General features: G+C 40.3%; 12 protein-coding genes and 4 pseudogenes. 14 read left to right on the plus strand and 2 right to left on the minus strand.

The window, feature by feature from the left end; translation table 11 throughout:
• A pseudogene (locus tag E2K52_RS10695) lies at positions 1 to 757 on the plus strand (Fe/S-dependent 2-methylisocitrate dehydratase AcnD); the annotation flags it as partial.
• Between the two features lie 552 nt (positions 758 to 1309).
• Here the strand turns inward: E2K52_RS10695 and E2K52_RS10700 are convergent.
• Positions 1310 to 2704 (minus strand): GntP family permease, encoded by a 1395-nt coding sequence (locus tag E2K52_RS10700; RefSeq protein ID WP_264765942.1) that lies wholly within the window; start codon positions 2702 to 2704, stop codon positions 1310 to 1312.
• A 611-nt stretch (positions 2705 to 3315) separates the two neighbouring features.
• Between E2K52_RS10700 and E2K52_RS10705 the strand changes: the two are divergent.
• From E2K52_RS10705 to E2K52_RS10755, 11 genes and pseudogenes are all read left to right on the plus strand, one after another.
• Positions 3316 to 3591: pseudogene (locus E2K52_RS10705) on the plus strand (GntP family permease); the annotation flags it as partial.
• A gap of 29 nt (positions 3592 to 3620) precedes the next feature.
• Positions 3621 to 4406, plus strand: a complete 786-nt coding sequence (locus E2K52_RS10710; RefSeq protein ID WP_151205101.1) for a 3-hydroxybutyrate dehydrogenase — start codon at positions 3621 to 3623, stop codon at positions 4404 to 4406.
• A 648-nt stretch (positions 4407 to 5054) separates the two neighbouring features.
• On the plus strand, positions 5055 to 5198 hold the full coding sequence (locus E2K52_RS10715; protein ID WP_086322766.1) for a zinc ribbon-containing protein: 144 nt from the start codon (positions 5055 to 5057) through the stop codon (positions 5196 to 5198).
• A 108-nt stretch (positions 5199 to 5306) separates the two neighbouring features.
• Positions 5307 to 5845, plus strand: a pseudogene (locus E2K52_RS15750) (DUF4126 domain-containing protein).
• Positions 5846 to 6151: 306 nt separating this feature from the next.
• Positions 6152 to 6358: a hypothetical protein gene (locus tag E2K52_RS10725; protein WP_151205102.1), complete on the plus strand. Its 207-nt coding sequence runs from the start codon at positions 6152 to 6154 to the stop codon at positions 6356 to 6358.
• Positions 6359 to 6619: 261 nt separating this feature from the next.
• Complete coding sequence (locus E2K52_RS10730; RefSeq protein WP_151205103.1) at positions 6620 to 6841, plus strand: hypothetical protein; 222 nt, start codon at positions 6620 to 6622, stop codon at positions 6839 to 6841.
• 885 nt (positions 6842 to 7726) lie between these two features.
• Positions 7727 to 8080: pseudogene (locus tag E2K52_RS15600) on the plus strand (hypothetical protein).
• Between the two features lie 80 nt (positions 8081 to 8160).
• Positions 8161 to 8826, plus strand: a complete 666-nt coding sequence (locus tag E2K52_RS10740) for a pseudouridine synthase (RefSeq protein WP_151205104.1) — start codon at positions 8161 to 8163, stop codon at positions 8824 to 8826.
• A 265-nt stretch (positions 8827 to 9091) separates the two neighbouring features.
• Positions 9092 to 9484 carry a ribonuclease E inhibitor RraB gene (locus E2K52_RS10745; protein ID WP_151205105.1) on the plus strand — a complete coding sequence of 131 codons (393 nt, stop codon included), beginning with the start codon at positions 9092 to 9094 and terminating at the stop codon, positions 9482 to 9484.
• Positions 9485 to 9748: 264 nt separating this feature from the next.
• A complete protein-coding gene (locus E2K52_RS10750) occupies positions 9749 to 10195 on the plus strand; it encodes an SRPBCC domain-containing protein (RefSeq protein WP_151205106.1) in 447 nt (148 codons plus the stop codon).
• A 116-nt stretch (positions 10196 to 10311) separates the two neighbouring features.
• The gene (locus tag E2K52_RS10755) at positions 10312 to 10650 is read left to right on the plus strand and encodes a zinc ribbon domain-containing protein YjdM (protein WP_151205107.1); all 339 of its coding nucleotides are present in this window, start codon (positions 10312 to 10314) and stop codon (positions 10648 to 10650) included.
• A gap of 637 nt (positions 10651 to 11287) precedes the next feature.
• Here E2K52_RS10755 and E2K52_RS10760 read toward each other — a convergent pair.
• Positions 11288 to 12055, minus strand: coding sequence for a hydroxymethylpyrimidine/phosphomethylpyrimidine kinase (locus E2K52_RS10760; protein ID WP_151205108.1), 768 nt, complete (start codon positions 12053 to 12055; stop codon positions 11288 to 11290).
• Between the two features lie 95 nt (positions 12056 to 12150).
• Here E2K52_RS10760 and E2K52_RS10765 point away from each other — a divergent pair, with 95 nt between their 5' ends.
• Both E2K52_RS10765 and E2K52_RS10770 read left to right on the plus strand, forming a co-directional pair.
• A complete protein-coding gene (locus E2K52_RS10765) occupies positions 12151 to 12798 on the plus strand; it encodes an HAD-IA family hydrolase (RefSeq protein ID WP_151205109.1) in 648 nt (215 codons plus the stop codon).
• A 511-nt stretch (positions 12799 to 13309) separates the two neighbouring features.
• Positions 13310 to 14306: Ig-like domain-containing protein (locus E2K52_RS10770; RefSeq protein WP_151205110.1), on the plus strand; the 997-nt coding region annotated here is incomplete at its 3' end.

Below are 14306 nucleotides of genomic sequence, written 5' to 3' on the forward strand. Positions count from 1 at the left end.
CGCACTGGCTGCCCCACGTACACTTGCGAATATGCGCCCACTGGCAATTCTGGGTGATAACATCACCACGGATCATCTGTCACCATCGAATGCCATCATGCTGGATTCGGCAGCGGGTGAATACCTGCACAAAATGGGGGTACCTGAAGAAGACTTCAACTCTTATGCAACACACCGTGGTGACCATTTGACGGCGCAGCGTGCAACCTTTGCCAATCCGAAACTGTTTAATGAAATGGTGGTGCGTTCTGACGGCAGCATCAAACAGGGTTCAAAGGCACGGGTGGAGCCGGAAGGTGAGGTGATGCGGATGTGGGAAGCGATTGAAACCTATATGAACCGCAAACAGCCGCTGATCATTATTGCCGGCAAGGACTATGGTCAGGGCTCAAGCCGTGACTGGGCGGCCAAAGGGGTGCGTCTTGCCGGGGTAGAAGTGATTGTAGCAGAAGGGTTTGAGCGTATTCACCGTACCAATCTGGTCGGTATGGGGGTGTTGCCGCTGGAGTTTAAACCGGGCACGGATCGTAAAACCCTGAAGCTGGACGGGACGGAGCTGTATAGCGTGATGGGGAATATTGCGCCGCGTTCTGACCTGACTTTGGTGATTGAGCGTTCCACTGAAGATGGCAAGAATCAGATTGTTGAAGTCCCGGTGACCTGTCGTCTGGATACTGAGGAAGAGGTGTCTGTCTATGAAGCTGGTGGGGTATTGCAGCGCTTTGCACAGGATTTTCTGGAAGGCAATGTGGCGTAAGACTTTAAGCTTAAAGTAATTGTTATTATTGTAAAAAGACCCTGCTGTTAAGTGGGGTTTTTTTATTTGCCCATATATCAGAGATTTGGGTAAATTAGTGAAGACACCTTTGCATCAATGTGTACACAAGCTGGTTTAATTCCAAATGGCTCAATAAGTGCTAAAACGGATTGCGTTTTTATGTAGAGTTTCTGATTTTTGAAGGCATTTTAATAAATGTGTTTCACAGATCAGCAGTAAAGTGCAACTATGCGACTAGGTCCCTAGAATTCTACTTCGCCCTCAATCAATCTTTGGCCATGTATGTTGTAAATGGTGTCAAAGTAAACCCGTTTCCGCTCATGAACAACTTTGGTTACTGTAGCGATGACATCAATACCATTACTTTCATAAACTGGTTTTAAAAATCGCAAATTGAGAGCCTTTTTCGGGGGCTATAGTGCGGTTTAAGGTATCAGATCAATCTATATGAAAGTCATCTATCTAAGCCAGTTTCATATTTAATCCTTAAAAATGGCTACAGGACGCTTTGCAGCATCCTGTAAATACGGATTAGAATGAGCCGAAAAGCGTACCCAAAGTAATCGCTACAACAAGCGATACCAGTGGAATGGCAACCGTACACATGGCCACATTGCCATAAGATTGTTTGTGCGTCATGCCACAGATAGACAGTAATGTGATAACCGCACCTGAGTGAGGCAGGGTATCTAAACTGCCTGCCGCCAATGCCGCAATACGGTGTAATAATTCAGGGTTGATACCAGCAGCAGTCGCCATAGCCAAGTAATCGGCACCCAAAGTCGATAAGGCAATCGACATACCGCCAGAAGAAGAACCAGTAATGCCTGCCAAAATATTCATGGCGATGGCTTCTGAAATCAATGGATTACTTGATACATTTAGCACCATATCGCGGATAATCACGAAGCCCGCCAATGATGCAATGACTGCACCATAGCCCACTTCAGAAGCTGTGTTGAAAATTGGCAACATCGAACCCAACGCACCTTTGTTTACAGTTTCTTTTAAGTTATTCCATTTGCCCAAACGTAATAAAATCAAGCTTAAACATGCCGCCATCAAGGCAATCACCAATGCCCACAAACCTGTTTGTTTGCTTGGATCTAAGTTTGGATAGAGTTCTTTGAATGAACTGAAGTCCATGCTGGGAAAAAGAATATAGGTAAACAGAGCATTTACACCAATGACCAACAGCAATGGTAAAAATGCCAAAAATACTGGCATTTCACCTTGAGAACTCAAACCGTCTTCTAAGTTTTCTGCTTCTTGGGTATCAATACCGTATCCTTCGCCATTTCTATAAGCTTTACTGGCGCGGCTTTGTAACCAGATGCAGCCCAAACCAAACATGATCAAACCGGAAATGGCGCCAATACCCGGGGCAGCAAATACATTGGTACCAAAAAAAGGAATCGGAATCGCATTTTGAATGGAAGGCGAACCTGGTAGAGCGGTCATGGTAAAGGTAAATGAGCCTAAAGCGATGGCACCTGGAATTAAGTGCTTTGGAATGTTTGCCGCTTGAAACATGGACTTGGCAATGGGGTAAATAGCAAAAGCCACCACAAACAGTGATACCCCACCGTAAGTCAATACACCACACGCCAATACCACGGTCAAAATAGCTCGGTTATGCCCTAATTTCTTCATGATCCAGTTTGAAATACTGGATGCAGCACCCGAATCAACCATTAACTGGCCAAATAAGGCACCCAATAAAAAAATAGGAAAGAATTTTAAAATATAGCCGCCCAAAGCAGACATAAAGGTTTCTGTGTACTGTGGCATCATATATAGCATGTCGCCAGAAAGAAAAATGGCAATCGCTGCCATAATTGGTGCCAAAATCAGTACTGAAATACCTCGATAGGCAAAAAACATCAGTAATGCCAATGAGATGAGGATTGCTAAAGTGCCCATTATTTCTCCCTGTTGTTATTTTATCGTTATCCATAACGTTTTTCTAAAAGGCCTAGGATCATGGTTTCCTTATTGAGCTGATACCCTTTTGACGCTAAGCCAGTTTCACCTTAGCATAATGATTTTAAATTAATCAATTGAGTTTATTAAAACTAACCACTGTTGTTATACACGTTTCATTTTCTGAGTTATGCGTCAATTAAAAATAATGCCGTTACACGGACTAAAATAAATAATGCGATGAGCCAAGAAATATTAGTTCCACCGTATTATTGTAACTCTTGATTTATATTTTGATGGAAACCTGTGCGCTTTTTATTTCTTGAGTTTTCTTTACAACAAAAAAAATTATATAAATGGGGTTCAACTAAGCCGAATACTGTAGCTATACCAAGCTAGAACCATTAGCTGATATTTTCTCCCCACCAATAGACAACAAAAAAAATGAAACCATAGAGATACATTTGATGTTAAGCAAGCATCATATATTGAAGACTAAAGCACTCCAATTGATTGCACTAAACTATTTGGTTTGCTTAATTTAACTACTGGAATCTATCACTTGGAGTTGAGTAAAAAATCATTGATGAAAATGCCCATCAAAATGAACTGCTACCACTGTAGTTTTGGCGGGAGTATGGGTTCAGCCTCGAGGGGGATGAGTATTGTCCTAAGTGTGATGGCGGATCAGTACAATACAGTAATGGCATTATACGGTATAGATACTTTACGCATAATGGCGCAGTTATTACTTTACTTGTGGTCACAGGTTTTAACCCATAAACAATCAATTCTATAAAGATATTTTTGCCATTACGATCATTAAAACCATTGCTGTATTTGTAGTGATTGCTGGCTTTACTTGGTTGGGGTCTTGTTTAAAAATTTAGAATGAAAAAATCAGACAATGGAGGATATGATGAGTCAACTGTTAAAAGATAAAGTTGCATTTATTACAGGTTCAGCCAGTGGCATTGGGCATGAAATTGCAAAGAAATTTGCCAAGGAGGGGGCTAAAGTTGTTATTTCTGACATGAATGCAGAAAAGTGCACTGAAGCTGTGATTGCACTTCAAAAAGAAGGCTTTGACGCGTTGTCTGCGCCTTGTGATGTCACAGATGAAGAGGCATATAGAGCCGCCATTGAACTGACTCAAAAAACTTATGGCCGTCTGGATATTTTAATTAATAATGCAGGTTTTCAACATATTGCCATGATTGAAGACTTTCCAACGGCAGTATATCAAAAGCTAATAAATGTCATGTTGGTGGGTTCGTTTATTGGTATCAAGTATGCATTTCCAATCATGAAAGCCCAGCAGTTTGGCCGTGTTATTAATATGGCTTCGATTAATAGTTTAATTGGATTTGCAGGTAAGGCGGGCTATAACAGTGCTAAACATGGTGTGATTGGTTTGACCAAAGTCGCAGCTTTAGAGTGCGCCGGTGACGGCATTACAGTAAATGCTTTATGTCCCGGTTATGTTGATACGCCATTGGTACGTGGTCAAATTCATGATTTGGCTAAAACACGTAATGTCAGCGAACAAAGTGCATTAGAAGATGTGATTTTGGCGATGGTCCCACAAAAACGCTTACTGAGTGTGGAAGAAATTGCAGATTATGCAATTTTTCTTGCCAGTGATAAGGCGGGCGGTGTGACAGGACAAGCTGTGGTAATAGACGGTGGTTATACTGCCCAATAAGGTTAAGTTATATTTATTTTAACCGCGGATTCAAATTCCAAGTGCAGCCCATGTGTAGTGAGTCGAAAAAGTTAGGTATATTCGCAGAATCATGAGAGCACATGCGAAAGTCAAATCTAACGCAATCTTCATTTTATGAAATATCAGAAATTAATCGAGCGTATTAGTTCAAATTATCTGCATAAATATGATGTGTTTTATAATCAGGGATTAAGAATCATGGTTTAAATAATTGGAATAGAGCAATCTAATGACTGCCGCAAAAGTTTTTATAACAGGTTGTAGTCAAGCTATCTTCAACTTAGAAAGTGTACCTTGAAGGAAAATAGTTGAATTTTTTCTTTTTGGTAACAAATTAATGTTATGTAAAAAATAGTCACTGTAGCTTGCTTAAAGTTCTGGCATCCATACTCTCTAACTTTTTATAAAAAGAGAGGAGGAGCCAGCACAAGACCACAAAGCGCTTCAGCTTGAATGGAAATTGCAACCATTAAAAGAGCTCGCTCAACCTTTATAAACCCAGCATAATTTTTCTGAAATCATTTCTTGCAAAAATGACATCATTTTTATTAGAAATAACCAATAGACAGCCCTTACATTTTGGATATACACTAAGTTCACCATTTCTAAAACCTATGGAGAGCAAAGATGGTTACAGCTGGTCAAAAACCCGGAACAGGCTTCTATTTTTGTGTCAAATGCGGCCACCGCACCTACTTAGAAATTGGTACTGATCGTTTACCCCCGTGTACCAAATGCCTTGGCAATCAATTCAACAATAAGAATGCCTAAGCAGCATAAATAAAACAGTTACTCCCTGTTTTAAAAAAAGCCCTATTACTCCATAGGGCTTTTTTGTTACTTTAAATCTAGAACTTTATAAAAAGCATCAAGCACTAGATGGGCATATATAGAGAAACAGTATTAGGTTTATGCCTTGGCTTAGCCTACAGCCTGCGGTTTGCGCCTATTTGTTTCCTTGTTGCTGATGAGTATTGCTGTTCTCATAGGGTGGTTTGAACTATGAGAAGTTTTAAGGGTTTGGCAATACTATTCGTGGGTATCGCTTGGCATATTGCTATCTTCTGTGAAATCGCAACTTACTATATGTCATGGGGCGATAATGTCTTAGACACCATAGCGACCCCGGCAGAAAGGCTCGCGGGCACACTCACCAGTATGGTTGTCAGTAATGAAGCAATGTCACAGTTTGCCAGTTGGGCTAAGGCGATTATTGTAGGGAGTGGTACGGCAGGAACCGTATAAATGAGTACATTCAATGCGCGTGGCCTGTCGACTGTAACCCTAGGGAGTTCAATCGTGTGCTGTCTAACAAGGAGGAATAGATCGACTTATTGTCCGTCTTGTCATTTTGAGTGCCAGTATTGAGTGTCCTTCTGGTTGTGAAGGTGATGCTATGGGGCGTGCATTGGCTATAACAGAAGAAACAGGAAGATATAGATTGTTCTGTGATACGAATCTAATTTTCATTAATTTGACAGTAAATTTTATAAAAACCTCTCATACCACTTAAAAAGCCAAGACGAATTTCTCAATCAGGAAAAATCTATTTTTTAAACTATTCTTCTCATAATTAGCCGTCTTTTTTATTCAATTTCAAAAAACTATCATCTTTTATGGAAATGATTGATTTTTGCGCATTATCAGTTTAATTTTATAAACACATACTTTTTGTATGGTTTTTTGAAGGTTGAAAATTCTAAAAAAACATGGGGGAACTAAAAATGATAAAATTTATTGTAGATGAAAAACCGATAGCCCAAGACATACACCTAATACACAATGCAACGCTCGGTTGTGAGGATTTACCTGCATTTGACGATCAAGTTGTGCTGGGGTATTTCGCCAATTATGCACTGGCTTATCAGCGCGCAAGAATGAATTGGCCGACTGAAAAAGTAGAAGGTTGTAGCAAATGCTGTGCTATATAAGACCGGTGTAAAACTTAAAAAAATTAACTACTGAAAAAACTCCACCCCTAAGGCGGGGTTTTTCAACATCTGCTCATGCTTAAACTACTTAATTCTTATCTAGATGCTGAATTATATTGATTTTTATATATTTAATTTCACCTCGACTCTCAGAATGTCTGACTACACCAAAGCTATGATTAAGGCGAGAAATAGAATTTGAAAATTGATCGAAAAATCCCCATATAAACGATAAGACTTATAGTGTTAGGAACGGCTCAATTGCAACATTATCTCGATCTGAATCATGATTCAGGCGTGGCCAATTATGAGATTGGTAGAGAGTTTATTCGGGTTCAATTTAAGAAAAGCTCAAAAGTTTATACCTATAGCTATAGCAGCGCAGGCTATCAGCATGTCGAAAATATGAAGCAGCTGGCTCAATATGGCGATGGCTTGAATGCCTATATCAATCATCATACTCGTCATCTGTTTGTGCATTAAATCTGTTCGGATTGTGGTGATCAAACGGATTAATCAAAAACTTTTATAAGCCTTTAATAATGGGCTGGATGGGCGACAGGTGGATTCGGCCTGACATTATTAAATCAGAGGCTGACTAGAGCTGAGTTATCTTTACAGTCCATCAGTAGAATTTAATCCAAGTACAATAATAGGCCATGCTTTTAACATGGCTACTGTAAAAACTCACGTATAAAAATACCGTGAAAACTGGTTTTTCCAGAAGGAAATAGCATCAAATAAGGGAGAGGGGAAATATTTTTCGATTCATAGATGTCTAAAGAAATAAATTTTCAAAAATCCAGAAAATTAAAAAAACATAGGAAATTAATCCCGTCGGGTTTTATCTATTATATCTCTCAAGGGTGTGATGGGATCGAAAAGAGTAGCATGCTGTGAGCGGCGCAAAACGCGAGTGCAGTACGTACCCAAAAGGTCTCGATTCGGCTTAGGACGCTATAGATCAAAAGTTTATAGGCTATAAGATCATTTCTTACAAAGAGTGATAGTTGAAGTAAACCATTCAGAGTTTTCCCAACACCCTAAAGAACTCTAAAAGAATAACCAGAGAAGAACTAAAATAAATCAGCTGTTGATTATCCTTCCAGACTTACAGCATATACACATAAGCGTTCATTTCTTCTGCATCAATCTGCTATTTTAGCCTCAGACGCTTTGATACAGCTCATCTAAATCCCGCTGTATGAGTAGCGCTTTATAGGGTATAGATTTATTAAATGGAGTTTTTAATGAGCTTATTTTGAGACTCTTGATTACTTTAGAACCCACAGAGAGGAAGCTTTTATATAGATTAGCCCATACAAGCTATGAGTCAAAGACCGAAATTATAAAAATAAGTGTAAAAATATCAAAGGATTTGAACTAACTAATCAGTTTAAGCCGGCACTGATCTTGGGTGCATTGGTGGGTCTTGGATGATTATTGCCAGATGGATTTCGGGCAATAGCGCTGTGAAAACTAAACAATATGAACGCGTAGTTTCGTTGAAAGGGCTTTCAGAGGGTGAAGTCAAAGCAGATGTAGCCATGTGGCCGATTCGTTAGTGTGGCAGAAAAGTTTGCTGCCGATTCAGAAAGCAGTCTAGGGAAAATCAAGTTGGCCAATCAGGGGCTGCTTAGTATTGAAGATCGGGACAGCAATACGCCCTATCTGAAGAAAGTCCGGGTGGTATCAACAGTTGAATATTATCTGGCAGAGTAGCCGGTACTTTAGGCGGCTGGATTGACAGGCGGAAGACGGCTTGTTATTTTGCCGGTTTTCACCTGATTCTTCACTTGCACATGCCAATTAACGACGACTTTGTCTATGCTCCACCGCAAGACGCGCTACAGATTCTTTATGAAGATGAAGATCTGGTGGTGATTGAAAAGCCGGCCGGATTATTGTCGGTTCCGGGACGTTTGCCCGAGCATCAGGATAGTGCCTATTTACGCATACTTGACCAGTATCCACAGGCAAAAATTACTCACCGTCTGGATATGGCAACGTCAGGTATTTTAATGTTCGCCAAACATCGTGCGGCCGAGGTTGCAGTCAGTAAAATGTTTCAGGCAAGAACGGTCTCCAAACGGTACGTGGCCTTGGTGCAAGGCCAGCTCAAAGGCGAAGGTTGTGTAGATGTGCCCTTAATTACAGACTGGGAAAACCGCCCACGTCAGATGGTGCACTATGAGCTGGGGAAGGCAGCCCAGACCTTATATCAGTCGCTTGAATATTCTGCGGAACAAGATATTAGCCGGATTTTACTGACACCGATTACAGGTCGCTCACATCAGCTCAGAGTGCATATGCTACATATTGGCCATCCGATTACCGGAGATAAACTTTATCATCCGAAACCACAGCGCAGTCCTTTAAAGCGGATGGCACTGCATGCCAGTCAGCTGATGTTCGAGCAGCCTTTAAGTGGAATTAAGGTTGATATTCATGCCCAAGTTCCATTCTAGCCGATTTAAATACATTTGCTTTGAATATCAGTCTTTCCCCTTTTTTTGCTGGATTTCAATAGCTGCGTATTTGCTGAATATAGGGTTGGGGCTATCGGGTTTCTCAGGATTGAATGTGGCTGACTTTATGCAAAGCTTTATGTATAAAAATCATATGTTTGTTTTTGTTTAAGAGCGCATGTTTTTTTGTAGGAAACTCGATAATGGTTTGAAAATCAGTTAATCTAGCAGCACAATAAAACACCATCAGAATAAGGACAGGTTTATGTCACGCGATTACAAAAAATTCCCCGATGATGAAAATGGCAATGTGTTGTGGCAAATGCACCAAGATGGCGATGATCTGGATGAAGCGCATGAAATTGAATTTTCAATCGTCTTTAGTGATGAAGATCAGGCCGATCGCTGTGCGCTGCATTTATTAAAAGAAGAACAGAAAATCAGCCTGTTTCAAGATGAAGAAAGTGACACCTTGGAATGGGTCATTACCATTTATATTTATATGGAACCGGCCTATGAGGATATTGTCGATCTGGAACAATGGTTTAGTAAAATTGCTTCCGAGTTTCAGGGCGAATATGATGGCTGGGGCTGTATGGCCTATGTATATGATGACGATCTGGATGAGGATGAGAATAACTCGCCGCTCAACAGTTAGTCTTTTGTAGAATGATCCAATAAAAAACCCGGTATTGCCGGGTTTTTTATTGGCTTTATTTTTGTTCCTTACCTGAGAGGAGTTGAAAAATGTGCCTCAGCGTCAATCTGGAGGAACGTTTGGCAGATTCTGGATACAGAGCAATAATATATATACCCGGATGGCTTGGATAAAATATAAAGCTGATTGAGATGAGCGATGGCATGGTCAGGATCAGGAAGATCCTTTCCTTATAATAAATATAAATAAAAAGGCTGAGCCGAAATGAGTTATACCGTCAAAATGTATCGTGTATTTAGTGCGCCGCCCGAACGGGTATATCGCGCTTTTGTCGATCCCGGTGCAATGGCGAAGTGGCTGGCGCCGCATGGGTTTATTGCCGCAGTCGAGTATGCTGAGATCAGGCCGGGCGGGCGTTATCGAATTACTTTTACCAACTTTTCGACCGGTACTCAGCATTATTTTTATGGCATGTATCATGAGGTTATTCCCAATCAGCTACTGCGTTATAGCGATCAGTTTTCTACACCGGAATCGGAAGGAGAAATTGAAGTAACGGTCATCTTTGAAAAAGTCTCTGTTGGCACTGGTCTGCATATTATTCAGGTCGGCTATCCGGATCTGGTGCCTCCGGCGGTGAGTCATCTCTGCTGGCAGGAATCGTTACAACTTTTATCTTGGCTGGTAAATCCGCATATTTCAGATATTTGAGTTTCTCGTCGAGACAGAAAGGCTTCTGTTGCCGAGCCATGAGTTTATGGGTCAAAGATGCTATACTGTTTCTTTATTTTTGATTTTTCTATATTTTTTATTTCGTTGAGGTCACTATGGCTCTACCAAACTGTCCGAAATGTCAATCTGAATATACTTATGAAGATGGCGACCTGCTGATTTGTCCTGAATGTGCATATGAATGGAAAGAGGGAGAAGTGAGCGAGGAAGAGGTTAGCATTAAAGACGCATATGGAAATGTCCTGAATGATGGTGATACGGTTACAGTTATTAAGGATCTAAAACTTAAGGGTTCTTCTTCCGTCGTTAAAGTAGGGACTAAGGTGAAGAACATCCGTCTTTTGCCTGATGCCAGTGATGGGCATGATCTTGATTGTAAAATTGAGGGCATGGGCGCAATCAAACTGAAATCGGAATATGTAAAGAAAGCATAAAGGCTGGCTTTAGCATTTAATATTTGGCTGTAGATCGAGATCTGGCGGGATCTTTGCTCTACAGCTTTTTTATATGGAGCTTTTAATCTCGTTCTTTACGGTTTAGCGAGAAAACAGAAAAGACTTTTATAATTTTAGGTCTATCATAATTTTAAAAATCGCAGTTTACAGATAAGCTCAAAACTAGAACTTCTCATTAAAACTGCTCTCTACTTAGAGAATTCTGACCTTTTTACAGCGCGCAGATCGGGCCATATCTCAGCTTGAGTTTTGTGGTCATGACTGGACGGCATTTTTTACATCAAGATTCAGGCAGGGCAGGCGACAATTCAGTCCCCTTAGGGTGTCGTTTTTTGCTAGCAAGATGCTTATTCATATGGAAAGCGGCTTGTGGCTGAGGGATTAAAATAAGCTGCGAAAATAGTAGCAATAGCCTTAAATATGAGGAAGCTGATCAAAAGTTGGTATTAGCCTGAAGACACTGGATAAAAAGTTCATATGAGGTGTTTTGAGTTGAGCAGTACAGACCAAGCATACGATTGATGTCAAATCCTTCTCTATTTAATAAAACAATACTATCCAGAACAATAGTAGCGATTAAAAAAAGCCTGAATGACTCAGGCTTTAATTTTTGATCTTAGAAACGCTTTGGAATTCTCTGACCATTCGGGACCGGGATGTCAGCATTTTTTAATACGCCAAATAACCAGGTTTCAGCATGCTGTACCGCTGTTTTCAGCTGGTCGCCTATTGCCAGGCGTCCGGCTATAAAACTGGCCAGAGAGCAGCCCGAGCCATGATATTCGCCTGCCAGGCGCGGGCAGCGGGTTTCATTTACCAGTTCGCCCTGAATGTACAAGCTATTTTGAATATATTCTGGAGTATCTTCATGACCGCCTTTGACCAGAACCGCCTGTGCGCCCATTTCAAACAGCTTTTTAGCCGCACGTTCTAAATTCTGCTCACCAGTCAGGGCACGTAACTCAACGGTATTTGGTGTTAAAACTGTAGCCAGTGGAATGAGTTGGGCAAATGCTTGGACCAGAGTCTCCTGATTGCCCAGAGAGCCGCCACTATTGGCGACCAGAACCGGATCGAGCACATAGAGATAATCAGGATGCGCCATTAAAAACTCGGCCAATGCGGCAATATTGTCGGTGGTTCCCAGCATACCGGATTTCACACAGCGTATGGGCAGATCATTCACGACTGCATTGGCCTGAGCCAGAAGTAAGTCCCTTGAGGTAGCTTCGAAGCCAAATACCTGCTGCGAGTTTTGAATGGTAAGTGCAGTACAGGCAATTGCAGCATGAGCACCACTTTGACCGATGGCTTCAATATCTGCTTGAAGACCTGCTCCACCAGATGGATCTAAACCTGAAAAGCAAAGTACCGTAGGGCGCAAAATGATGTCCTTTTATTCATGAAAAATTATCCTAGTATAGGCAAATTTGGCTAAACTCTCGATATGAATTTATATAGGTTTTTATGGGGAAAGTGATGATACGAAATATTTTGATTGATCTGGATGGGACTTTAACTGATCCAAAAGTTGGAATTACCGCTTCTGCCCGTTATGGTCTGGAGAAAGTCGGCCATCCGATTGGCGATGAAATCAATATTGACTGGATTATCGGTCCACCCTTGAAAGCCTCTCTGGCCAAAATTTTAAATATTGAAGTAAATGATGTTCTGGCTGAACAAGCCCTAATGGGTTATCGCGAGCGTTTCGTAGTCAAAGGTCTGTATGAAAACCATGTGTTTGATGGGGTGGCAGACACGCTGGCTGAGCTGAAACGCCGTGGTTATTGTTTATTTGTGGCAACAGCGAAACCCACTGTTTATGCTCAACAGATTTTGGAGCACTTTGAACTGGCTGAATACTTTATTGAAATTTATGGCAGTGAGCTCAATGGCGATAGAACCGATAAAGCAGAACTGATCCAGTATATTCTTGAGCAACAACAGTTGCAGGCCAATCAGTGCATGATGGTCGGTGATCGTGAGTACGATATTTTGGGGGCACGTCAGAATGGGATCGAATCGATTGCTGTGAATTATGGCTATGGTAGTGAAGAAGAATTAAAGCTCGCTCTACCAAAATATCAGATAGAAAAATTTAGTGATTTGTTAAATTATTTTAAATAGATTTTAAAATATTTGAATTAATTTTTCTTTTTTAAAAATATATAGTCAGTCATAAGTAATGGCTATATATTAATCTTTTAGTTGATATAATGTACAATCAATATATATACGTAAAATATAATTTATTTAAGTATAAGATATAAATAACAAAAATTGTGTTTAATTTATATTAATTCAAGCTATTTATTGTTTTGTATTGTAATAAATATAACTCTTTTAACAAAAATACAACAAAATATGTTTAATATTAGATTTATCAATATGTTGTATATACATTACTTTATTTTCATATGAATAATCACCTATAAAATATAGGGGATTTTATTTTTTTATTGTTTTAAATCAATTATTTATATTTATTTTTTTATCCCAATCTTCTCTCAATTTTTTTATTAAAGACAGGAATAAATATAGGACTTATTCTTGTAATTCTATATTCTTGATTTTGGTGCTATGTAACTTTTGTTGGTTTTTAGAAATTAATACGCTGTATTTAAATTAAGGACTTCAAATGGTAAATATAGACATAATCTCGCCTGAAAACGGCAAACTCATTCAAAGCCTAAATACGAATGTTGTGAAGCTTACACAAAATTCTATTGTTAAGATAAATCTAAATACTGAGGAAGTAGCTACAATTACCCGTCAAGGTAATGCGGCAGTTATTACACTTAAAAATGGTGAAAAAATAACGCTGGAAAATTACTTCGATTTCCCGGCTGAATCTAATAAAATTATTTTTGAAAATGATGGTGAATTGTATTGGGCGCAGTTTACTGATGCCTCCGGTGCCATTTTAGACACGATTAATTACATTCCTTTGGAGCAGCTCGCCATTGAGGAGTCGGTAGCTGGACTTGCTATTTCACCATGGCTTATTGGGGCAGGCCTTGCTGCAGGTTTAGGCGGGGCGATTGCAGCGGTACAAGGTGATTCGAATAGTAGAGGGGACTCTGACTCGGACAGCGACTCTGATTCAGACAGCGACTCTGATTCAGACAGCGATTCGGACTCAGACAGCGATGTAGATACCGAAGCACCTGAAGTGCCGACAAATGTCGTTCTGAATGAAGATGGTACGGAAGTGACAGGTAAAGGTGAACCAGGTTCAGAAATTGTAGTGACTGACAAAGATGGCAACATCCTTGGTACAGGTACAGTAGATGAAAATGGTGACTTTGTTGTTCCAGTCAACCCTGCCTTAACTGATGGCAACACTGCTGATGTTATTGCAAAAGATGAAGCTGGTAATGAGTCTGAGCCTGTAGAAATCACGGGCGAGAAAGACACTATTGCGCCTGCACTACCATCTGAAGTTGAAATCAACAAAGACGGTACAGAGATCACTGGTAAAGGTGAGCCAGGTTCAGAAATTGTAGTAACTGACAAAGATGGCAACATCCTTGGTACAGGTACAGTAGATGAAAATGGTGACTTTGTTGTTCCAGTCAACCCTGCCTTAACTGATGGCAACACTGCTGATGTTATTGCAAAAGATGAAGCTGGTA

Source organism: Acinetobacter sp. RF14B (assembly GCF_006864105.1).
In the GTDB taxonomy this organism is placed as follows: domain Bacteria; phylum Pseudomonadota; class Gammaproteobacteria; order Pseudomonadales; family Moraxellaceae; genus Acinetobacter; species Acinetobacter lwoffii_C.

Excerpts from the sequence above, each read along its gene's own strand:
- E2K52_RS10745 (WP_151205105.1), top strand. The coding sequence starts at position 9,092 with ATGTCACGCGATTACAAAAAATTCCCCGATGATGAAAATGGCAATGTG.
- E2K52_RS10725 (WP_151205102.1), top strand. The coding sequence starts at position 6,152 with ATGATAAAATTTATTGTAGATGAAAAACCGATAGCCCAAGACATACAC.
- E2K52_RS10765 (WP_151205109.1), top strand. The coding sequence starts at position 12,151 with ATGATACGAAATATTTTGATTGATCTGGATGGGACTTTAACTGATCCA.
- E2K52_RS10740 (WP_151205104.1), top strand. The coding sequence starts at position 8,161 with ATGCCAATTAACGACGACTTTGTCTATGCTCCACCGCAAGACGCGCTA.
- E2K52_RS10710 (WP_151205101.1), top strand. The coding sequence starts at position 3,621 with ATGAGTCAACTGTTAAAAGATAAAGTTGCATTTATTACAGGTTCAGCC.
- E2K52_RS10755 (WP_151205107.1), top strand. The coding sequence starts at position 10,312 with ATGGCTCTACCAAACTGTCCGAAATGTCAATCTGAATATACTTATGAA.
- E2K52_RS10750 (WP_151205106.1), top strand. The coding sequence starts at position 9,749 with ATGAGTTATACCGTCAAAATGTATCGTGTATTTAGTGCGCCGCCCGAA.
- E2K52_RS10715 (WP_086322766.1), top strand. The coding sequence starts at position 5,055 with ATGGTTACAGCTGGTCAAAAACCCGGAACAGGCTTCTATTTTTGTGTC.